The sequence below is a fragment of the Pseudomonas sp. P97.38 genome (assembly GCF_001269745.1).
GTDB classification, from domain to species: domain Bacteria; phylum Pseudomonadota; class Gammaproteobacteria; order Pseudomonadales; family Pseudomonadaceae; genus Aquipseudomonas; species Aquipseudomonas chlororaphis_E.
Genome location: NZ_LHVJ01000028.1, coordinates 233,889 through 254,627 on the forward strand (window position 1 = coordinate 233,889; position 20,739 = coordinate 254,627).

At 62.9% G+C, this 20,739-nt stretch carries 11 protein-coding genes; 7 read left to right on the forward strand and 4 right to left on the reverse strand.

Annotation, left to right across the window (positions count from 1 at the left end; genetic code table 11):
* The first annotated feature begins 183 nt into the window (after positions 1–183).
* Positions 184–4,794: a dermonecrotic toxin domain-containing protein gene (locus AD664_RS24000; RefSeq protein ID WP_053150459.1), complete on the forward strand. Its 4,611-nt coding sequence runs from the start codon at positions 184–186 to the stop codon at positions 4,792–4,794.
* 177 nt (positions 4,795–4,971) lie between these two features.
* Here the strand turns inward: AD664_RS24000 and AD664_RS24005 are convergent, their stop codons facing one another.
* Positions 4,972–6,597: a PLP-dependent aminotransferase family protein gene (locus AD664_RS24005; RefSeq protein WP_053150461.1), complete on the reverse strand. Its 1,626-nt coding sequence runs from the start codon at positions 6,595–6,597 to the stop codon at positions 4,972–4,974.
* A gap of 99 nt (positions 6,598–6,696) precedes the next feature.
* On the opposite strand from AD664_RS24005, the gene AD664_RS24010 reads away from it, so the two are divergent.
* The 3 genes from AD664_RS24010 to AD664_RS24020 are packed head-to-tail and all read left to right on the forward strand — an operon-like array spanning position 6,697 to position 8,472.
* A complete protein-coding gene (locus AD664_RS24010; protein WP_053150464.1) occupies positions 6,697–7,338 on the forward strand; it encodes an FMN-binding negative transcriptional regulator in 642 nt (213 codons plus the stop codon).
* A 2-nt stretch (positions 7,339–7,340) separates the two neighbouring features.
* On the forward strand, positions 7,341–7,787 hold the full coding sequence (locus AD664_RS24015) for a GNAT family N-acetyltransferase (protein ID WP_053150468.1): 447 nt from the start codon (positions 7,341–7,343) through the stop codon (positions 7,785–7,787).
* A 10-nt stretch (positions 7,788–7,797) separates the two neighbouring features.
* Positions 7,798–8,472, forward strand: a complete 675-nt coding sequence (locus AD664_RS24020) for a GNAT family N-acetyltransferase (protein WP_053150471.1) — start codon at positions 7,798–7,800, stop codon at positions 8,470–8,472.
* A gap of 58 nt (positions 8,473–8,530) precedes the next feature.
* On the opposite strand, the gene AD664_RS27970 is transcribed toward AD664_RS24020, so the two are convergent.
* Together AD664_RS27970 and AD664_RS24030 are read right to left on the reverse strand one after the other, a co-directional pair.
* Positions 8,531–13,480 carry a dermonecrotic toxin domain-containing protein gene (locus AD664_RS27970; RefSeq protein WP_256207140.1) on the reverse strand — a complete coding sequence of 1,650 codons (4,950 nt, stop codon included), beginning with the start codon at positions 13,478–13,480 and terminating at the stop codon, positions 8,531–8,533.
* Positions 13,481–13,718: 238 nt separating this feature from the next.
* Positions 13,719–14,618 carry a homocysteine S-methyltransferase family protein gene (locus AD664_RS24030; protein WP_053150473.1) on the reverse strand — a complete coding sequence of 300 codons (900 nt, stop codon included), beginning with the start codon at positions 14,616–14,618 and terminating at the stop codon, positions 13,719–13,721.
* A gap of 112 nt (positions 14,619–14,730) precedes the next feature.
* On the opposite strand from AD664_RS24030, the gene AD664_RS24035 reads away from it, so the two are divergent.
* From AD664_RS24035 to AD664_RS24045, 3 genes are all read left to right on the forward strand, one after another.
* A complete protein-coding gene (locus tag AD664_RS24035; protein WP_053150476.1) occupies positions 14,731–15,552 on the forward strand; it encodes an ABC transporter substrate-binding protein in 822 nt (273 codons plus the stop codon).
* Complete coding sequence (locus AD664_RS24040) at positions 15,549–16,385, forward strand: amino acid ABC transporter permease (protein WP_053150479.1); 837 nt, start codon at positions 15,549–15,551, stop codon at positions 16,383–16,385. The genes AD664_RS24035 and AD664_RS24040 overlap by 4 nt, the downstream gene beginning before the upstream one ends.
* A gap of 208 nt (positions 16,386–16,593) precedes the next feature.
* Positions 16,594–18,726: an autotransporter domain-containing protein gene (locus AD664_RS24045; protein ID WP_053150481.1), complete on the forward strand. Its 2,133-nt coding sequence runs from the start codon at positions 16,594–16,596 to the stop codon at positions 18,724–18,726.
* A gap of 196 nt (positions 18,727–18,922) precedes the next feature.
* On the opposite strand, the gene oadA is transcribed toward AD664_RS24045, so the two are convergent.
* The gene (gene oadA, locus AD664_RS24050) at positions 18,923–20,731 is read right to left on the reverse strand and encodes a sodium-extruding oxaloacetate decarboxylase subunit alpha (protein WP_053150482.1); all 1,809 of its coding nucleotides are present in this window, start codon (positions 20,729–20,731) and stop codon (positions 18,923–18,925) included.
* Positions 20,732–20,739: the final 8 nt, after the last annotated feature.

Consider the following 20,739-nt stretch of genomic DNA (forward strand, 5'->3'; position numbering starts at 1 on the left):
AGTCTTGGGTACACCCGTGACTCCAGTGTGGGAGCGAGCTTGCTCGCGATGGCGATCCCCCAGCCACCTCCCCCAAAAGCCCCATACATAGTTACCGCCGCCCCTGTTTTTCGCGCCGCTAGCATGGCAATCCCGAAGCGCTCGGCTTCGCCATTCCATACGTCGCGAGACAGGGAGACTCAGATGACACCCACAGCCACCCCCACGATACCCAAGGCCGATGCCAATCCCAAGGATGCGATCCTGAATCAGTTGCTCGCCGGGCCCACGTATCCGGAGGTCGCGTCGATTCTTCTGCGCGATGGCCTCAGGAAGCTCTACCCCACGCTGAACCTCGATCCGCACAATACCGTGGTGGGCGAGCCGGCCTGGGACATTGTCGATGACCAAATCGTGCGACAGTCCACGCGCTACGAAACCCTCAGCGAAATACTCGCCGGCCTGGTGAATGAAAAAGACGATTCGATACTGCTGATCGAAGGCCTGCACTTCCTGACCCAGCTGCCACTCACCTCCCCCGATGTGCATTTACCGGTGCGAATCGACCAGATCGGGCGCCTGCTCAATGAGCTGATGCCGGCCATGCTGACAGCCTGCCAGGAACAGCAACTGGCGTATTGGAACGACTCTCTCGGTGGGTCCGGTCCCCGCTGGCACCTACTCTCCAGTGCGCTGCGCCAGGCCTGGAACGTCGGGCGCATCAAGGGCTGGACCGCGACCGAGTGCGACATGGCTCGACGATTGTTCGCCTACCCCGACCGCAAGAACCGCAAAGAGCACGACCCTTACGATTGCCACGCCTATTTGATCGACATCGATAATGTCGACGGCCCCAGCACGAAGCGCCTGAGTGACAGTTCGATCGTGCTGATCGGCACCCTCGACAAGAAGGAGGTCATCCTCAAGTACTCGATCGCCGGCGGTTACCAGAAATTCGATTCACAGCAGGCCCTGGGGCAATCCCTCGCCGCCCATTTCGATCCGGCCACCTATCGCAAGATCAAATGGCGTCTGTATGAGCCTGAGGGCAATATTTTCGATCACAAGGCCTGCGGGATGATTGCCGAACAGATCGAGATCATCGGGTCTTTCCCACAGACATGGGAAACCTACGAGCCTCCTGCCAGTGTTGAAGAAGGCGAAGAAGATCTGCTCGTGGCCTGGTTCCAGAAACAGATGCCTCATTGGTTAATGGATGCCTCGCCGTCCGATCAGATCCTGTTTGCCCAGCACATGAAAAACCTGTCGATCCTGAACCAGGTGCATGCTGGCAAGACCTACCTGGACGGCATCGCGCCGCTCAAGGACTTCACGCTGAACCTGCTGAAAAAGCAGATGGTCGCGGACCATGCCGACGCCTCGAAGCTTGATTTGGAGGACATCGAGATCGAGGTGCGCAGCCCGGTGATCTGGGGGAGCTTCGCGGTACCCGGCCAGATCGAGACCACGCGCTTGAGCCTCGTCGAGCTGGCCCTGCAAAACCTGATCTCCCTCCCCGTCGGCGACAAGACCGTCAAGCTGCGGGACGACACGCCAACGCCCGGATGGCTGACCGTCGAGTACGTCGAGAACCTCATCACCCAGGTCGATATCGGTCGCGTCTACCCCGAGTTGATCAAGCGGATGCTGCTCGACGACCCGGCTGAATCGAGCCGCCGCGAACAGTTGTACACCGCTCAGTTGCGCATCCAGCTGCCGATGCTGGCGCTCGAATGCAAGATCCGCGGCCAGGGTCACCTCGACGACACCGGCTACCGCTACGTCGCCGCGCTGATGGAGCCTGCGCCAGCTGATCGCAAGGTGGACGGCAAAACCATCGTCCTGCGCCCACTGGCTTTCGTGCCAGAACTGCAACTGGGCGACGCGCAAGACGTGGTGAGCAACATGTTCATCATCGGCCCCGAGAACTCCAGCGCCGGGCCCTGCCTGCTGTATCGGCCCATGCTGGAACCGCAACTGAGCCAGTATCCGTCTTTCAGCAACCTGCTGTACGCCATCCGACAAGACCCAACGTTACGCCAATCGATACTGGCCTGGTTGCCCGATGGCGTGCGCGACGATTACGGCCGATTCGTTTTTCCGGATGTCTTGCCCTCCCCTTGGGGTATCGTGGCATTCGTCGCCGACCCGTTGAGCGCCTTGGCCAACAGCGGTCCCGTCAGCTTGACCGACAAGACCCTGGGGACGAATTTCCTGCCGCTGTTGTTCAAGGCCAATGCCATGGCCCTGGTTGACCTGGCCGATCGTCAATCGGTGTCCAACCGGGAAAACCGTTGGGAGACCTTCAAGCGCGCGGGCTGGTTGTTGTTCAACCTCGCCCTGCCCTACCTGGGCACCGCCGTCGGCACCGCCGGCTGGCTCTGGCAGATCCTGGACGACATCGACAAGCTCACCCAGGGCAAGGATGCGGCCGACCGGCCGGCCAAGTGGGAGGCGTTCACCGACCTGCTGTTGAACATCGCGCTGGCGATCATCACCCATGCCGTCGACCGCGCCAGGGCGGCCAGAAACACTCACCGCGAGTCAATCTCGCAAGAAGTGCGCGAACTGGAAAGTCTGCCTAAGCCGCCTCATAAGCTGGTGATCGAACAACTCGCGCCGCTTGCCAGCGCTTCGCTGCCCACCGAGCACTTCGAGGCCATCCGCTCCAGCGGCGCGTTGATGGGCATCTCGAAGGACAGCACACGGCAGCTCGACAGCTTCAGCATCGACGAACCGGCAAACCCCGGCTCATTCCAAAGCGACGGTGCCCTCAAGGGTCTCTACGAACAGGATGGGATCTGGCGTGCGAAAATGGCCGGCAAATGGTTCAAGGTGCAGGTCGAAGGCGAGCTGGTGTCTATCGTCGACGCCCAGGACCCTGCGCGCGAAGGCCCCCCGCTGATCAGCGATGCCCACGGCAAATGGCACATCGATACACGCTTGCGCGTGCGTGGCAGCGGCTCCAGGGGCATCCGGCAGAAAGTCATCGCCGATGCGCAGCGGCGCCGGATCGACCTGCTGGCTTCGCTGAACCAATTCGAAGCCAAGAAACCGCAGAACCAGAAACTGTTGACCATGTACGCCGTGGAAATGGACGCGGCGTCGGGCACCGCCAGGGAGGTCAAGCGCGACACCTACATCGCAACGTTGAAGGCCCAGCGGGAAAACTACGAACAAGCGCTGAAAACCCTGATGGAATGGCCGCTGTTCCAGTCCCGGCCCGACTACCCCCGCACACGGCTCGGCTACCTGAATGCGCAGATCAACTTCACCTTCGCCGAGATGGAGGCGCTGGGGGAACGGTTCGTCCCGGCCCTGGGCAAGGCCAAAAGCATGGTCACCTCCGGGGTCAGGGTGTTGGAGCAACAACACATCGACGCGGCCGAAAGCATGATCAGCGTCGGCGACGATATGATCGAGCGCCTGGACTACATGGAGACGCGGTTCATCGAACTGAAGAGCGTCGGCTATGAAGGCTTCGAGTTCATCCGCCGGCACCGCAAGAAAATGCCGCTCTATACCAGCGCCGACCTGCGCCTGATCAAGCTGGATATGTTCCGCCACCTGTGCCTGACACTCGACAGCGTCGGATCGATGCCCGAAGGCTGGGAAGCGATCAACCATATCGTTGATAACGCCACGGTCGCGTTCCAGAGCCTGCGCGATGCCATCGACGAACGCAGCGTGATTCGCCTCGATGAACGCATCGACGCGTTCGGCAGCCTGGCCGAGCAGTTCGTCGCCATCGACGAACACCTGCACTACCTGGGCAACGAGTACAGGGGCAACGTGCGGCCGCTCCAACTGGCCCGTCTGCGCAAGGGGATTGCCACGCTGGAACAAACCACGATGCAGCACTTGGCGGCGGCCCTCGATGAGCGCCGGGATAGGCGCAACGCCGGTTCTCCGTACGAGCAACGCCCCCGACCGAGGAAAAAATTCATCCGGGCGCGCTTCTGGGGTCTGGTCAGCGGTGAGCCGCGCTTGTCCCGGTTGATGGAGGAAACCGATTGGGTCGATGTGAAGAACCCGTTCTCGGGGGAGATCATCGTCACGTTCCACCGCAAGGAAACCGGCGAGTGGATCCCCCATGTCAAACCCGACGCGACGCCGCCCGCGGTTCCGTCCCTGGACGTCAGCGTCACCAAGGGCCAGGACCTGATCAACGGCCTGGCGGCGTTCAAGGCGCAGATGCAAGACGCGGTCACGCAGCCCGACAAGACGCCCGCCGGGATCGGGATGATCCTCAATGCCCACGCCAGCAGGATGGAGAAAGTCAGCGCGGCCATCCAGAAGGCCCTCGACCAGGCCCAAGGCGTGGCTTCGAACGAAACGTTCGAGCTGCCAGAAGCACAACGGCGCTCGGCGCAAGCCTTGCGCACGCAGCTTGAGCGCGAAGCCAGCGCGTTGTACGTCCTGGGTTTCGACACTGTGTTGAATGTCATCAAGCAGCGCCCGCCGACCATGAGCAGCATCGTGTGGCTTAAAAGCCGGAACCAGATCTCCATCACCAAACAGAAGAGCCGACAACGCATCAAGAACCCGCCCTACGGCTACCTCGACCGGTACGAGATCAAGGACGTGAAAAGCGGCAAGACGCTCTGGTTCGCCGACTTCCGCTATTCGACCAACTGGGTGCCTGCCTATGCGTTCCTTTCGGCGCGCTTGAAAACCATTGAGCAAGCCAGCCAGCAGGCCGTTGCCACCGACGCCGGCCAAGCCCTCAGCCAGCGCCAGTTGATCGACCGTTACCGCAGCGAAATTGCCGTGGACCAGGCCAAGGAGGTGTTCTTCCAAAAAACCCGGTCATGAGCCGTAGTGCCGTTCACTTCAGGTTTATCAGGGCTCGTGGCGAGGGAGCTTGCTCCCGCTGGAGCGCGCAGCGGTCCCAAGCTTTGGGGCTGCTACGCAGCCCAGCGGGAGCAAGCTCCCTCGCCACGGGGCGGTGGTGTTTTTGAGTTAACGGTATTACGAACATGAACCGAGGCCTCAGGGCTTCCAGGCTTGCGCCAGGCTCGCCAATGCGGTCGCGATGGCCGCCGGCGGGACCGCGGCGAAGCCCAGCACCAGCCCGCCGTGGATGGGCGCGGTGGTGCTGGGCAGCCAATAGCTGCTCAGGCCATTGACTTCGACCCCCGCCGCCGTCGCCTGGGCGATCAGCTCGCGCTCACGGGCCAGGCTCTCCACCGGCACCGTGACATGCAGCCCGGCGACGACGGTTGGCAGGGTGCCGACCCCCGGGATGCCTTTGGGCCAACCGGCCAGCAGCGCGTCACGCCGGGCCAGCGCGGCCCGGCGCATCCGCCTGATGTGACGCTGGAAATGCCCGGCCGCCATGAACTCGGCCATCACCGCCTGGGTGCTGACTTCGGAGTGACGCACATCCACGGCCCGACGCCGGGCGAAGGCATCGACCAAACCCGCAGGTAGCACCAGATAACCGAGGCGCAGGGCCGGGAACGCCACTTTGCCGAACGTCCCGACATAGAGCACGCGCCCCTGGCGATCCAGGGCCGCCAACGGCGCCAGCGGCGCGCCGCTGTAGCGGTACTCGCCGTCATAGTCGTCCTCGACGATCCAGCCGTCGTTGCGTTCGGCCCAAGCCAACAGCTCCAGGCGCCGTGCAAGGCTCATGACGACCCCGGTCGGGTATTGATGGGACGGCGTCACATAGGCCAGCCGGCAATGGCTCAACGCACTGAGCGCGGTGCAATCCAGGCCATCGCCATCCACCGCTACGCCCCTTACATCGGCACCGGCCACGGAGAACGCATGCCCAGCCGCGCGATAGCCCGGATTTTCCACCGCCACGACGTCGCCAGGGTCAACCAGCAACTGTGCACAAAGGCTGATGCCCTGCTGTGCACCGCTGGTGATCACAATTTGTTCAGCGGTGCACGACAAGCCGCGAGAGCTGCGCAGGTAAGCCGCGATCAGGCCACGCAAGCGCGCATCGCCCTGGGAGTCGCCGTAGCACAGCTGTTGCAGGTCGGGCTTGCGCCAGAAAGCCGCATTCAGCTTGGCCCAGACGTCGAACGGGAACAGGTCGAACGCCGGAACACCCACCCGAAACGCCCGAGGCGGACCGCTGGGAGGTTGGGCCAAATAGTGCTTTTCGACCCGTCCCAAGGCACCGCTGTGGATAACTTTACTGGATGAAAGCACAGGTAAATCCAACCAATCTGTGGATAACTCCTTGGATAAGCCTGTTGACAACCCTGTGGATATTTTTGTGGATATGTTTTTCGGCGCGGGCTCCTTCGCGAGCAAGCTCGCTCCTGCGCAGGCACGCGTTCCATTGTGGGAGCGAGCTTGCTCGCGAAGCGGCCACCCCGATCCTGGCGAGGACAACTGCGCCACATAGGTACCGTCCCCCACCCGCCCCTCGATGAAGCCCTCGGCGTACAACTGATCGTAGGCCCGTACCACGCTGTTGCGGGAAATCGACAAGGCCGCCGCCAGGTCGCGGCTGGCCGGCAGGCGCGTGCCGCTGGCCAGGCGTCCGTCCAGCACCCGCGCCCGCAACGCCTGGTAGAGCTGGCGGCTGAGCCCCTGGCGGCGATCCAGCTCAATGCCGGCCGGATTGAACGACAGCGGCGGTACGGCGTGGCTCATGACAACCCTCGCAATGGACCTATCGAATTGGTCTCAAGTGGCTCTTACAACAGACCATTAGCCTGCCTACGATGCACGTATTCGCCAAGGAAAAACATCATGTACAACCCCAAAGCCTTTGCCGTCGATGACCTGCCCCAATTGCACAGGATGATGAGCGAGTGTCGCCTGGCCTTGCTGGTCACCCATGGCGAACAGGGCTTGCAGGCCAGCCACCTGCCGTTGCTGCTGGACCCGCAGGAAGGGCCCAACGGCAGCCTCTACGGGCACATGGCCCGGGCCAACCCGCAATGGCGCGACCTCGAAGCCGGCGCCGAAGCGCTGGTGATATTCGCCGGGGCCGATGCCTACGTCAGCCCGGCGTTCTACCCAGGCAAACACGAGCACGGCAAGGTCGTGCCCACCTGGAACTACCAGGCCGTGCACGCTTATGGCCGTGCCGAGGTGTTCAGCGACGCACCGCGACTGCGCAAGCTGGTCAGCGACCTCACCGACCACCATGAATCGGGGCGCGCGCAACCGTGGCGCCTCGACGACGCACCGGCCGAGTACATCGACAGCATGCTCAAGGCCATCGTCGGCTTCGCCCTGCCCCTCCAGCGCCTGGAAGGCAAGCGCAAGCTCAGCCAGAACCGCAGCCCAGCGGATGCCGCCGGGGTACGCCAGGGGCTCGCCGCCAGCCCTGATCCACAGGACCAGAATGTCGCCCGCCTGATGTCCGTCTTTTCGCCCAAGGAGTGAACATGAGCCTCATCCAGATCCGCCCCGTGACCGCTGACGACCACGCCGCCTGGCTGCCGCTGTGGCAGGCCTACCTGACGTTCTACAACACACAGCTGCCGGAAGCGGTCAGCCACAGCACCTGGCAACGCCTGCTCGATGAGCGCGAGCCAACCCACGGGGCCCTGGCCTGGCGCGGCGACACCGCCATCGGCCTGGTGCACTTCATTTATCACCGCTCGAACTGGAGCATCGAAAATTCCTGCTACCTGCAAGACCTGCTGGTAACCCAACAGAGCCGTGGCACCGGCGTCGGTCGGCAGTTGATCGAGTTCGTCTACACCACCGCCAAGGCCGATGGCTGCTGCAAGGTGCACTGGCTGACCCATGAAACCAACGCCACTGCGATCCAGCTCTACGAGCGCATCGCCGAACGCCCCGGTTTCATCCAATTTCGCAAAGCCTTGTAAGGAGCGCCGCATGTTGACTTCACTGGCCGACTGGAAAGGCGCCCCGACGCCGTCCACCCAACGCATCGAAGGGCGTTTCATCCGCCTGGAAAAACTCGACCCGGCGCGCCATGCCGACGGTTTGTGGCAAGCGCTCGAAGGCCCGGGCGCCGACCCCAAGCTCTGGGACTACCTGCCCTACGGTCCCTTTTCCGAGCGCCAAGCGTTCGATGCCTGGCTGAACAATCATGCCGCCCACCTCGACCCGTACTTCTTCACGGTGATCGACCGCGCCAACGACCAGGTGCAAGGCATCCTCAGCCTGATGTCCATCGTTGCGGCCCAGGGCCGCATCGAGATCGGCCATGTAACGTTCGGCGCCTCGATGCAGCGATCGCCTAAGAGCACCGAAGCGGTCTACCTGCTGGCCAGGGAAGCCTTCGCCCTGGGTTATCGGCGTCTGGAATGGAAATGCAACAACGCCAACGCTCGCTCCCGGTATGCGGCCGAACGGCTGGGGTTCACGTTTGAAGGGGTGTTCCGTCAGCACATGGTGGTCAAGGGACAGAACCGCGACACCGCGTGGTACTCCATGCTGGATTCGGAATGGCCGGCGATCGGTGCGGCGTTCGAGCAATGGCTCAGCGACGAGAATCAGCGCGAAGGCGGCCAGGTGCGCAGCCTGGCGCAATGTCGCTCGGCGTGATGAGTGAACGAGGATCGCCACCGCGCCTCGGTTCGCGGTGGCGATCGATCAAGGACGATCAGGACTCAGGCGGCTTCCTCGTGGCCAGGAACGGCTTGAGCACCTCGGGCGTCACCCCGCTTCGGGCGTACGGCCAGGCCCATTGCGGTATGGTCCCGTGGGCACTCACATAACTGGCGAAATCCAGCCGGTTGTGCCCCACGCCCCCTCCTGAAAAATCGAAATTGTAGAGGAAGTACTGGGCTTGCCGTTCGGTCATGGCGTAGGCCCCCAGGATCAATCGGTGCGCCCGGCCCTCATCATTGACCAGACTGTCGATCAAGGCACCGGTGAGCGCCGACTCGCTGTCGAGCGAACCTGGCCGTCCCAGCGCGAAACGGATGTTGTCGTCGCTGAACTGCGGCCCGATCAAGTCATGCCAGATAGCCCTGGCGCCATCACGGGTAATCCCGCGCATCGAGCGAATGGAGACCCACAGGTTCGGCCGGTTGAACAGGATCGACACCCGGCTGTTGGACAGCGGCTGCCCTGGCATCGCGAACAACCTGGCGACCGCCGACAGGTCACTGTCCTTGAAGTACCGCACCTCCTGGAGAAAGCCGAAAAAGTCCAGCAAGGCCTGCCGATGCGTGAACAGGCTGTGCAGGTTCCAATCATCGAACGGCCGCATCCAGTTGATATCGATGGCACCGTACCTCGTCAGCTCGTCATAGTGACCACTGGCGTAATCGCCGATCAGCTGAAGGCGCGTGTTGGAAATGCTCGGGGTGCGTATCCATTGTGAAAGCAGGCTCACGGGGAACAGACCGCCCAGGTTGGAGGCGATCACCGGGGACTTGAGAAGAATATTTGCCCGCGCCTGCAACACAGGAAATCGCTCGAGCGCCACGGTGAGCAGGTCGACCAGATCGTCGGCGCGGTCGTAGTAAATGTGTTGCTCCAGCAGGTCCGCGTCGTCATCCATGAGGTGGCCGGTCTCTTGCTCGTAGCGCCGCTTGGCCCTCTTCAAGTCTTCGCTATCCACCAGGTAGGCACCGTTGAGCGCCTCTTCGAGTTGCGTCTCGTTGAGGTGACCATGCAGCGCCTCGTCATAGCGCACATAGGCCAGGCTGTTACGAGGGTGATGATCGGTCAGTTCGCGAGCCTTGATCCCGTATTCGAGCATGATGTGCACCACGTCCTGGGAGAACATCAGGTACTCATTGTTGAGCAGTTCGACAATCGCCGCGCGCTCGATGGGCGGCAGTAGTGTGTCCTCGAAGAAGGTCCGCAGGGCCTGATCGGTTTGCGTGTAGTACGGAACGCTGCTCAGTATCGGGCGACCCGGCGCCCGCGGGGACAGGTAGCTGCCGATGTGTCGCAGCACCTCCGGCGGCAGGTCGGCGTTCCAGGCGTTGTTCAATGTTCGACGCGCCACGTCGTCGGCATACAGCTTGAGAAACTTCACCAGCGGTTGAAACAGGTTATGCGGGTTAACCGTGCCGTAGACAATCTGGCTCACATCGAAGACCGCGGCCTTGCCCATCAGATGTTCCAGTGAACGGGCATTGTCAGCGAGCGCTTGCTGCAGGCCGGTGGGCGGCGCTACCAGGTACTGGCCCATTTCCGGGTGGCGTTCGATGTAGGCGGCGGTTTCATTGCGCAGGCGCTGCATCGAGAAGGTTTGTGGCGACTGGCCCTCGTTCAACCCCCGGGCAACGGCATTGAAGAAGCAGTTGCCGTCCGGATCGAAGGTGACGTCGGTGTCGCCCGCCAATCGTAGCGAGTAGTGGTTTTCACCGGTGCGGATCAGCACGACGTCCGTGTCGGACCGCAGCGGATGCGTGCCGGTCGGATAGCCGCTTTCAACCTGGCCTGGGGTAAAGCGAATCGACCAATCCCGTTGCCCTGGTCGTTGATCGATGATCAACAGGCTGCGATTTTGTGGCCAGCTTGGAAGGCGGGTGATGAGTGACGGGACCAGGTCCATGATCTCCACGTCCCAGGCGTTGGGCGTGCGGATCAGGTCGGCCACGGCGCGAAGCGTTGACGAGGAGGGGTTGGGGTTCGACGGGCCCGGTTGGGGCGTGCCTGCCGGCGACCGTTTGCCTCCGCCCAGGCCAAAGCCGACGGCGTGCCACTCGCCATTGGGCGCGCGGGCCACTGTGCTTCTCATCACGCCACTGGCGCGGATGTTCGACCCTGATACCGGGTCGACGATGGTCGCCTCGATGGCCCCGAGCGGCGTATGGTCGTGCACCCGGAACACCACGCCGTCGGGCTGCTGCACATACACCCGGCGCGCGACGCTCCCCGTGGCGCTGTCGGTGATCGCCGGGCGATAGAAGCCCCGGGCATCGGCGGAAACCCCGCGCAGCACCGTGGTGTCCGCCACCGCATAGCGACGATAAAGCGCTGTTTCGAGGGGCAGGCCAAACGGCGCGCCAGCCTGGTTCTGACGGGCCGTAACTGCCAGGAACGAGGAGCCCCCTCGCACATTGAAGCTCACGCCACCCAAGCCCACTGTCTTACGGGTGTTGGCCACCGCATGGACAAACGCCAGCGTCGTAGTGTTGGTGGGCACGGCACCGGTCTTGAGCACCAGCAAGCCGGTCCTGACGGCACGGGTCAGCATCTGAAAACCGGGGATCAACAGCAGGCCGGCCAGGTCCATGACGATTTCAACCGCCATCATCACCACCCGCGCAGTGGTTTGCAGCCCGATGTCCCGGTTGCTGTTGGAGCGGTGGTCCGCATAGGCGCTTTGAAAATTGACGTGGGCGCGGTGAAAGTTCTCAAGCCAGTCACCGCTGATCAGCCAGCCACGGATCAGGGGGCGACCACGAAACTGCCCCAGGGCGCGCTTTATTTCCTCTTTATTGAGGGTGGAAATGCGCGAGCGGAAGTACGTGCGCCATACTTCTTGTTGCAGCAGCCCGGTAATGCCATCGCTCAGATCGGCAAACTCATGCAGGTCATTGCCCTCGGGGCTGTCTGGCAAATACACGCCCACGGTGCCCTTGATGTCAGGTCCGGCCTGGTCTGAAAAGATCAGCGCGCCGTCGATGCTCAGGGCATTGCGCGGCGTGTTGCCCTGCCCATCAACGCTGCCACCCAGGAGCAGCCCATGGACATGAACCCTGCGTCCACCCACCCAGGCCCGCTCGGCAACCGTGGGTGATTGCAGGACCGCCTCCAGCCAACTGGCCAGCAACTTTCGCGGATGGGCGGGCTTGGCGACCGGGTCGATCACCTTGGCCTTGAACACGGCGTCGCCCTGAAGCGATGCCTCATAGCCCTTGAACGCCAGGCTGGCCCGGTACGCCGCCTGCCAGGCCGCCTTGTAGCGTGGTTCATTCATGCGCTGGCGCAACAGGATTTCATAGTTGCCACCGGCGTCGATGCTCGTCGCCATGCTGGCCAGCTCGGGCCCGGTCACGGTGATCGAGAAGCCGCTGTCCGGGTGTCGGATGCGCTGGCCATGGCGGTCGATCAGGTAGACCGCCAGCACTTCGCGCATGGCGTTCGGGTATTGCGGCGCTCGCAGATTGTCGAGCATCAACTGAGTCAGACTGCTGGTGCGCGACTGCCTCGGGTTGGCCTTGTCGCCATAAGACAGCCTGACCTGCGTCCGGTCCGGGTCCACGTCGATGCGCGGGTGGAGGGTTTGCCGCAGGTACTGCTTGATCTTCTGCCGCGTGAATTGCACCAGCGTCGGCACATCGCTGCCCAAGGCGTAGACGGCGTCGAACACCTGGGTTTCGAGACAACGATAGTGGGCCTGCTCGGCCGGTGTCGCGCGCTTGTAGAAAGCGGGACGCTGCCTCTCTATCAAGGCTTCCTGGCGGGCCGCCAGTGGCCCGGCCAGCGACAACGATGGCAGGCCAAGGGCATCTTCGGTGAGCCGGGCAAAGTCACTCACCGCCACCGTGGCGTTCGCCGGCGCGTCCAAAACCTTTTCCAGCGCTGCGCCTTGCATCTGCAACAGGTCCGCGGCCGCCACCTCGAAAACGTGCCCGGTCAGTTCGGTGGAAATGTCCTGGATCCTGCGTTCCTGGCCGTCAAGAAAGGGACGTACGCGGCTGACCAGGTCCTGGAATGCCTCGAAGCGCTGAAGCCCTCGCTCCATGGAATACAGGAACAGCGATGGTCGGTCGGTAAACCTGATCACCATCGCCGCCGGCCACTTCTGCGGCTGCGCCGCGCCGTGGTCGAGCATGACCGCGTAGACATGAGGCACGGGGGCTCGCGACAAGCGGCTTCTGTCGGCCTGGGACGGGTGGGTGATGATGAGGTCCAGCAAACGGTCGTCATCGCTTTGCTGGATTCGCGCACTGTGGCTGGGCTGGGCGACAGGATCCCGATCGGCCTTGTACAGGTCGAACAGGTGCAGGAAACGTCGGCACAACAATTGCGCCAGGGCGGCTTGCGTGGTGGACGAGGCCGTCACGCCCAGGGACGCTTCCCAATTCTGGCGCTGGCGAAAGCGCGCCAGTTCGTCACGGAACTCACGTTTCACCTGCTCGTTCGTGGGCGGATGGGCGATATGGAACACCGTCTCCAGGGCCCGCAGCGTAGGCCCGTCCAGTGCGCCGGCAAAGAGGCTGTCGGCGTCCTTGAGGGAATCGGGGCGGGTGAAAAAACCGACGCCACCTTTGGCGAAGGCAGGTGCCGTGTCGGTCAGCAGGCTGTTGCGCAGTACCTGGGTGAAACGCTCTGATGACGTGAGGGTGCGCTCACCGCTCAGGCTCGTGGTGAAGCGGTTCACATAACAGTGATCCGGCTCCAGGTTCGCCAGCAACGAGGGGCGAAAGGTCTGTGGGGCAATCCTGGCCTTGAGCAAGCTGACCAGCAGGTTAGTGATGACCGTGTCGAAGGTGGGAACGGCGGCGAACAAACGGGCCAGCTGTATTTGGTGGGTGTCCAGCAGGTCCAACTGCCTGAGTTGCTCCCTTGCCTGGGCGTCGGTCGCGTCCGACCGGGGGCCAGGCGACGCACTGCCCGGCTCATCGTTGGGAAAAATCGACATCTGAAGGATCCGGTTCTGATTGAAGAGTCCGGACCCTATCGCGCTGTTCGAGCCGCCATGGCGTACATATGTATGGGGGGCGGCTGAACCGGGAGGCAAGCGTAAGCTGATATGACCTTTGCAAGGCCCCCTGTGGGTGCGGGCTTGCTCGCGAAGCGGCCGGCGCGGCCTGACAAAGGCTGCGCGTTATCGTTCTTCGCGAGCAAGCTCGCTCCCACAGAGAATGGGGGGCAAAAGCTCAGGCCAGCTCTTGCGCCAGCACCGCAATGTGCTCCGGGCCGATCCCGCAGCAGCCGCCCAGATGACTGGCCCCACGTTTCTGCCAGTCCGCCGCCCATTGCAGGTAGCCCGGCGGATCGAGGTCGTCGCGCAGCGGGTCCAGACCGTCATTGGCGGTGGCTTCTTTCGGTTGCGGCGGGAAGGCGTTGGCGTAGGCGCCGATGTGGATCGCCACCCCGAGGCGTTCGAAGGTCTCACGGGCGGCATCGATCGCCGCCCCGATCACTTCCGGCTGGCTGCAGTTGAACAGCAGCGCCTGGACACCCAGTTCGGCCGCGACCGCCGCGGCCTGCGCCACCGGCTCACCGGAACGCAGGCGCGGCACGTCGTCGGTGTCTTCGTCTTTCAAGGTAAACGACAGCCAGAACGGCTTGCCGTCCTTCGGCAGCCCGGCGTGGATCGCCCGCGCCTCGACCGTGGAACTCTGGGTCTCGGCCAGCCACAGGTCGACATGGGGCGCCAGGCCGGTGACCAGGGGCGTCAGCAGCTCGCTGGCGCGGGAGGCGTCGAACAGGTCGGGCCGATAGGAACCGAACAACGGTGGCAGCGAGCCGGCCACCCGCACCGCTTTGCCGGATGCCTGCACGGCCCGTTGCGCCAACGCCCCCGCCAACGCGGCCAACGCCTGGCCTTCGGCGGCAAAACGCGCCTCGCCGATGTGAAACGGCACCACCGCGTAGCTGTTGCTGGTGATCACGTTGGCGCCGCTGGCGATGTAGGCTGCGTGCACGGCCTCCACGGCCTCGGGTGCTTCGCTCAAGGCCAGCGCCGACCACTCCGGTTGGCGGAACGGCGCGCCCCGGCGTTGCAGTTCGCGGCCCATGCCGCCATCGAGAATGACTGTCGTTGCTGCGCCCATATGCGATTCACTCATAAGCTTATGAAAAATACTCACTACCGGAGTTGTTCTTATAACTATTTAATACGCAGCCATCGGCTGACGACAACTTATTTTTTACCCGGGACTGCACATGAAACTTCAACCTTTGTTGGCCCTGGGCCTGACCTTACTGGCTGCTTCGTCGCAGGTGTTCGCCGGCGCCACCCTGGACCGCATCGAACAGAAAAAAGAGCTGGTCGGCGTGTTGATGGAAAGCTATCCACCCTTCTCGTTCCTCAACGAACAGAACCAGCTCGACGGTTTCGACGTGGACGTCGCCAAGGCCGTGGCCGAGAAACTGGGCGTGAAGCTGCGCCTGGAGACACCGTCCTGGGACGTGATCGCGGCGGGGCACTGGAGCGGCCGGTATGACATCTGCATCTGCTCCATGACCCCGAGCAAGGCGCGCGCCGAAGTGTTCGACTTCCCGGTGCAGTACTACGCCTCGCCGGCGGTGATCGTGGTCAACGCCAAGGACGACAGCATCCATGGCGCCAAGGACCTGAGCGGCAAGAAAGTCGGCCTCACCAGCGCCTCCAGCTACGAAAGCTACCTGAACAAGAACCTGGTGATCGAAGGCGCCGAAGACACCCAGTTGAGCTATCCCTTCGACAACGTCCAGATCGCCCCGTACGACACCGACAACGTCGCGTTCCAGGACCTGGGCCTGGGTGCCGGCGTGCGCCTGGACGCGGTGCTGACCAACCTGGTGACCGCGCAGCCGCGCCTGACGCAGGACAAGCGCTTCAAACTGGCCGGCGAAGCGCTGTACGCCGAGCCGAACTCGGTGGCCATCGAAAAAGGCGATGCCCAGTGGGACGCCAAAGTGCGTGAAGTCTTCGCCCAGTTGAAACAGGACGGCACCTTGAGCAAACTCTCGCAGAAATGGATCGGCGCCGACATCACCCAATGACCTCTTTCCCGTCCCCTTCTCGGCCACCGCAACCGGTGGCCGAGTCGCGTCTGCAGAAAATCCTGGGTTTCCGCACCCGGTTGTACCTGACCTGGGCCACGATGCTGGTGCTGTTCGCAAGCTTCTTCCTGAGCTTCGACCTGAAGTTTTCCATCATCCTCGACAAGCTGCCAAACCTGCTGGGGCTGCACCTGGCCCCCAACGGTTTCCTGCAAGGGGCGGTGCTGACGCTGTTCCTGTGCCTGTGTTCGATCGTCGCCTCGTCGTTGCTCGGCTTCATCACCGCCCTGGCGCGCCTGTCCAGCAGTGCGGTGGCGTTCGGCATCGCCAGTTTCTATGCGTCGTTCTTTCGCGGCACGCCGTTGCTGATCCAGATCCTGCTGATTTACCTGGGCCTGCCACAACTGGGCGTGGTGCCCGGCGCCGTCACCGCCGGGATCATCGCCCTGTCGCTGAACTACGGCGCCTACCTGAGCGAAATCTTCCGCGCCGGCATCGTGGGCGTTCCCCACGGCCAGCGCGAAGCGTCCCTGGCGCTGGGCTTGAGCGAAACCGTGATGTTCTGGCGCGTCACCCTGCCCCAGGCCATGCGCACCATCATCCCGCCTACCACCAACCAGTTCATCTCCATGCTCAAGGACTCGTCGCTGATCTCGGTGATGGGTGTCTGGGAAGTGATGTTCCTGGCACAGTCCTACGGGCGCTCCAGCTACCGCTACATCGAAATGCTCACCACGGCGGCGATCATCTACTGGCTGATGTCCATCGCGCTGGAACTGATCCAGGCGCGAATGGAACGGCATTATGGGAAGGCGTATCTCAAGCGCGGTTGACGTTGCGCGGCGGGTCAAACCGATGGATCCGAGGATGTTGTAGGGCAAAGCTGCGGATGCTGGAGGCCAATGCGCAGATGCGTAGATGGCTTTGTGAGTGGCCTACAGATTTCATCCAAAGTGTCTTGCTCCTGACTCAGAGTTGGCTGGCATCACGCTTCGAGGCGCGTTTTTACAGTGTGGACTCTGTTCATGAGGGTTCACACCGATGCCTATCCAACCTTTGTACGCTCCCCACTGCCTTGCGCTGGCGATTGCCCTGGCGCTCGGCCACGCCGACGTTTCAATGGCTCAATCAACCGCCGAAGGCGTTGCGTCGCCAGCCTCCGAAACCGCCGCCCAGATGCAGGCCCGCCTCAAGGCCTTCGCCAATACGCCGCTCACCCAGCGCGACAAGATCACCCAAGATGTCACGCTGGAAAAAGGCGACGACAACGATCTGGTCATCGTGAGCGACGGCGGCAAACTCATCGGCCCGAGCGACGGTGGAGGCGGCATGAACGTCTTGCAACTGGATACCGGCGCGGGTGGCCTGCTGGACGAAGTCCGAAACTTCCAGGACTTGCATGCCAGACAGGGGCAGTGGACGAACACCGTGAGGTTCGACGGCAAAAGCCTGGTCGAGCCGAAAGCCAGCCTGATCAACACCGGGCATATGGGCGGCGAGGTACAGGTGCTGGGCAAGTTTGATAACTCAGGCACTGTGGAGGGGCCTGTGTTCGTGAAGGCCAAAGGCAGGTTCAGCGGCGCCGGAACGGTCGAATCGCTGAACGTAGCGGGTGAGCTGGTGGTCAGCCCGCAGAACGGCGCCCCAACGGTTACCAGGAACCTGGCGCTGTCGAAGAGCGCAACCCTGGTCTATGGCGTCAACCCCGAGGGTGGCAGCGCCACGATCAAGGTCGGTGGTGTCGCGACACTGGGCAACGCGACCCTGAAAGTCGTCACCGCACCGGGCGAATACGTGGGCAGCAGCCAGCATGTGGTGATCGATGCGAAGCAGGTCGTGGGGCAATTCGCAAAGGTAGACAGCGACCTGGCATTCATGACGGTGACGCCTGACTACTCTGCCGAAACCCAAGTCAGCCTGACCTATGCCCGCAACGACGTACCGGTCACGCAGGTGGTGACGACTGAAAACGGGCAAGCGTTTGTGCAGGCTATCGAGGACCTACAGCAGGTCAAGCCGACAGCACTCGGGCCTGTCGAAGTACCCAGCATTGCCCAGCCGGCGGTCCAGCCGGAAACAGCAGCTACAACGGCAGCCCCACTCGTCGAACCCCTGCAACCCATCGCTCAAGCCTCCATCGCCCCAGCACAGACAGACACCCCGGAGTCAAAACCCAACACCGCCATCAACGCCCTGCTCGGTACCAATCTGACGATCGCCGCCGACGCCATCGATCAGTTGGCGGGCTATGACGCGGCAGACTTGGGCAGCGCCACCCTGAGCAGCATCGCCCCCATCAGCACCGGGATGCTCGCGGCCATGGGCCAGAACACTCTGCAAGGCACCGATGGCAACGGCCAGGTCTGGATCCAGGCCATTGGCAACAGCGGCCGCATCGGCAAGCACCTGGATGACTACGCCCTGAAGCATTCGACTACAGGCGTGCTGTTGGGGACCGATTGGGCGATCAGCCCGACTTGGCGGCTGGGGATCGCCGGCGGCAAGAGCGAGACGCGGCTGGACGGTTATCGATTCGATGGCCGGCTCGACAGCTGGCACGTGGGCGCCTACGCCCTGCGTCAGGACGGGCCGCTGGCGCTGCGCCTGGGCGCGGTGTATGGCAGCCACGACGGCGGCACCAAGCGCCATGTTGACTTCAACGGTTTCAGCGATCGCCTCAAGGGGCGTTACGATGCCACGACGCAGCAGGTCTTTGGGCAAGTCGGCTACAACCTGGATGTCGGCCATTTCGATGTCGAGCCCTATGTCCAAGTGGGCTACCAGCGCTACCAACGCGATGACTTCAGAGAGAAAGGCGGTGACGCCGCGCTGCATTACGGGAGCCAGGCCCAAGACCATTACAACAGTGACCTAGGCCTGCACCTGGCTCGCCCCTTCGTGCTTGATCAGGGAGCGCGACTGACGCCCCGCCTGAGCGTCGGCTGGAAGCACACCTATGGCGACCTGCGCGGCCACTCCCGTCAACGCCTGGTCGGTGGCGGCAAGACCTACACCGTCGACGGCATCGAGTTGGACCGCGATAGCCTGCTTCTGGAAGCAGGGCTGGACCTGACGGTTTCACCACGTCATACATTGGGGCTCAGCTATAAAGGTGAAACCGGCCAGGACAACCGCAACGGTGCGGTGCACGGGCAATGGCGAATGATGTTCTGACTAGCTTGTGACAGCGCCGCAATCTTTGTAGGAGCGGGCTTGCTCGCGAAAGCGCCGGTACATCCGACATTTGTGGTGGCTGTCACACCGCCTTCGCGAGCAAGCTCGCTCCCACAGGGGACCGCGAAAAATCCAGGCAAAAAAAAGGGGAGCCCATGCCCCCCCGAGGTTAAAACGCTGGATCGAGGCTGTTAACTCAGCCTTCGATCTCGATCAGGATCTCGCCCGGATTGACCCGGTCGCCCTTGGCCACATGAATGGCGGTGACCTTGCCGGCGATGGCCGCCTGCACTTCGGTTTCCATCTTCATGGCTTCGGTGATCAGTACGGCTTGACCGGCCTTGACGACATCGCCCTCCTTGACCAGCACATCGACGATGTTGCCCGGCATGGTGGTGCTGACGTGGCCCGGCGCGGTGGCTTGATTGCGCTTGCTGCCGCCACCGCCGACAAACTCGTTGAGCGGTTCGAACACCACTTCTTCCGGCATGCCGTCGATGGACAGGTAGAAGTGGCGCTTGCCTTCGGCCTTCACGCCGACACCGGTGATGTCGACGCGGTAGGTTTCGCCGTGGACGTCGATGACAAACTCGGTTGGTACGCCTTCACCGCCGACCGAGCCCACGCTGCCGGCTTCAGGAATGGGCAGCAGGACCTCCGGCGTCAGGCTGCCGGCTTCGCGCTCTTCGAGGAACTTGCGGCCGATGTCCGGGAACATGGCGTAGGTCAGCACGTCTTCTTCGGACTTGGCCAACGCGCCGATCTCGCCCCGCAGCTTGGTCATTTCCGGCTTGAGCAGGTCGGCCGGGCGCACATCGATTACGTCTTCGCTGCCGATGGCCTGGCGACGCAACTTCTCGTTCACCGCCCCCGGCGCCTTGCCGTAGCCGCCCTGCAGGTACAGCTTCACTTCGTTGGTGATGGTCTTGTAGCGTTCACCGGCCAACACGTTGAAGAACGCCTGGGTACCGACGATCTGCGAGGTCGGGGTCACCAGCGGCGGGAAGCCAAGGTCTTCACGCACCCGCGGGATCTCTGCCAGCACTTCGTTCATGCGGTTCAGCGCGCCCTGCTCTTTCAACTGGTTGGCCAGGTTGGAAATCATCCCGCCCGGCACCTGGTTGACCTGCACGCGAGTGTCCACGGCGGTGAACTCGCTTTCGAACTGGTGGTACTTCTTGCGCACGGCGTAGAAGTACAGACCGATCTCCTGCAACAGCTCCAGGTCCAGGCCGGTGTCGAATTCGCTGCCCTTAAGGGCAGCGACCATCGATTCGGTGCCCGGATGGCTGGTGCCCCAGGCGAAGCTGGAGATCGCGGTGTCGATATGGTCGGCGCCGTTTTCCACCGCCTTGAGCTGGCACATCGCGGCCAGGCCGGCGGTGTCGTGGGAGTGGATGAACACCGGCAACGACTGCTCGTTCTTGAGCGCCTTGACCAGCTCGCCGGTGGCGAACGGGGTCAGCAGACCGGCCATGTCCTTGATCGCCACCGAGTCGCAACCCATGGCTTCCATTTGCTTGGCCTGGGCCACGAAGGCCTCGATGGTGTGCACCGGGCTGGTGGTGTAGGCGATGGTGCCCTGGGCGTGCTTGCCAGCGGCTTTCACCGCCTCGATGGCCACTCGCAGGTTACGCACGTCGTTCATCGCGTCGAAAATGCGGAACACATCGATGCCGTTGACGGCGGCCTTGGCGACGAACGCCTTGACCACATCATCGCTGTAATGGCGGTAGCCCAGCAGGTTCTGGCCGCGCAGCAGCATTTGCAGGCGGGTGTTGGGCAAGGCCGCGCGCAATTGGCGCAGGCGCTCCCACGGGTCTTCCTTGAGAAAGCGTACGCAGGCATCGAAGGTGGCACCGCCCCAGACTTCCAGCGACCAATAGCCGACTTTGTCGAGCTTGTCGCAGATCGGCAGCATGTCTTCAGTGCGCATGCGGGTGGCAAGCAGCGATTGGTGAGCGTCGCGCAGGATTGTGTCGGTAACGTGGATCTTCTTGGACATTGTCATGA

Bases quoted from the DNA above. Each gene is read 5' to 3' on its own strand.
- AD664_RS24020 (WP_053150471.1), top strand. From the start codon at position 7,798: ATGTTGACTTCACTGGCCGACTGGAAAGGCGCCCCGACGCCGTCCACC.
- AD664_RS24005 (WP_053150461.1), bottom strand. From the start codon at position 6,597: ATGAGCCACGCCGTACCGCCGCTGTCGTTCAATCCGGCCGGCATTGAG.
- AD664_RS24015 (WP_053150468.1), top strand. From the start codon at position 7,341: ATGAGCCTCATCCAGATCCGCCCCGTGACCGCTGACGACCACGCCGCC.
- AD664_RS24035 (WP_053150476.1), top strand. From the start codon at position 14,731: ATGAAACTTCAACCTTTGTTGGCCCTGGGCCTGACCTTACTGGCTGCT.
- AD664_RS24030 (WP_053150473.1), bottom strand. From the start codon at position 14,618: ATGGGCGCAGCAACGACAGTCATTCTCGATGGCGGCATGGGCCGCGAA.
- AD664_RS24040 (WP_053150479.1), top strand. From the start codon at position 15,549: ATGACCTCTTTCCCGTCCCCTTCTCGGCCACCGCAACCGGTGGCCGAG.
- AD664_RS24045 (WP_053150481.1), top strand. From the start codon at position 16,594: ATGCCTATCCAACCTTTGTACGCTCCCCACTGCCTTGCGCTGGCGATT.
- AD664_RS24000 (WP_053150459.1), top strand. From the start codon at position 184: ATGACACCCACAGCCACCCCCACGATACCCAAGGCCGATGCCAATCCC.
- AD664_RS27970 (WP_256207140.1), bottom strand. From the start codon at position 13,480: ATGTCGATTTTTCCCAACGATGAGCCGGGCAGTGCGTCGCCTGGCCCC.
- oadA (WP_053150482.1), bottom strand. From the start codon at position 20,731: ATGTCCAAGAAGATCCACGTTACCGACACAATCCTGCGCGACGCTCAC.
- AD664_RS24010 (WP_053150464.1), top strand. From the start codon at position 6,697: ATGTACAACCCCAAAGCCTTTGCCGTCGATGACCTGCCCCAATTGCAC.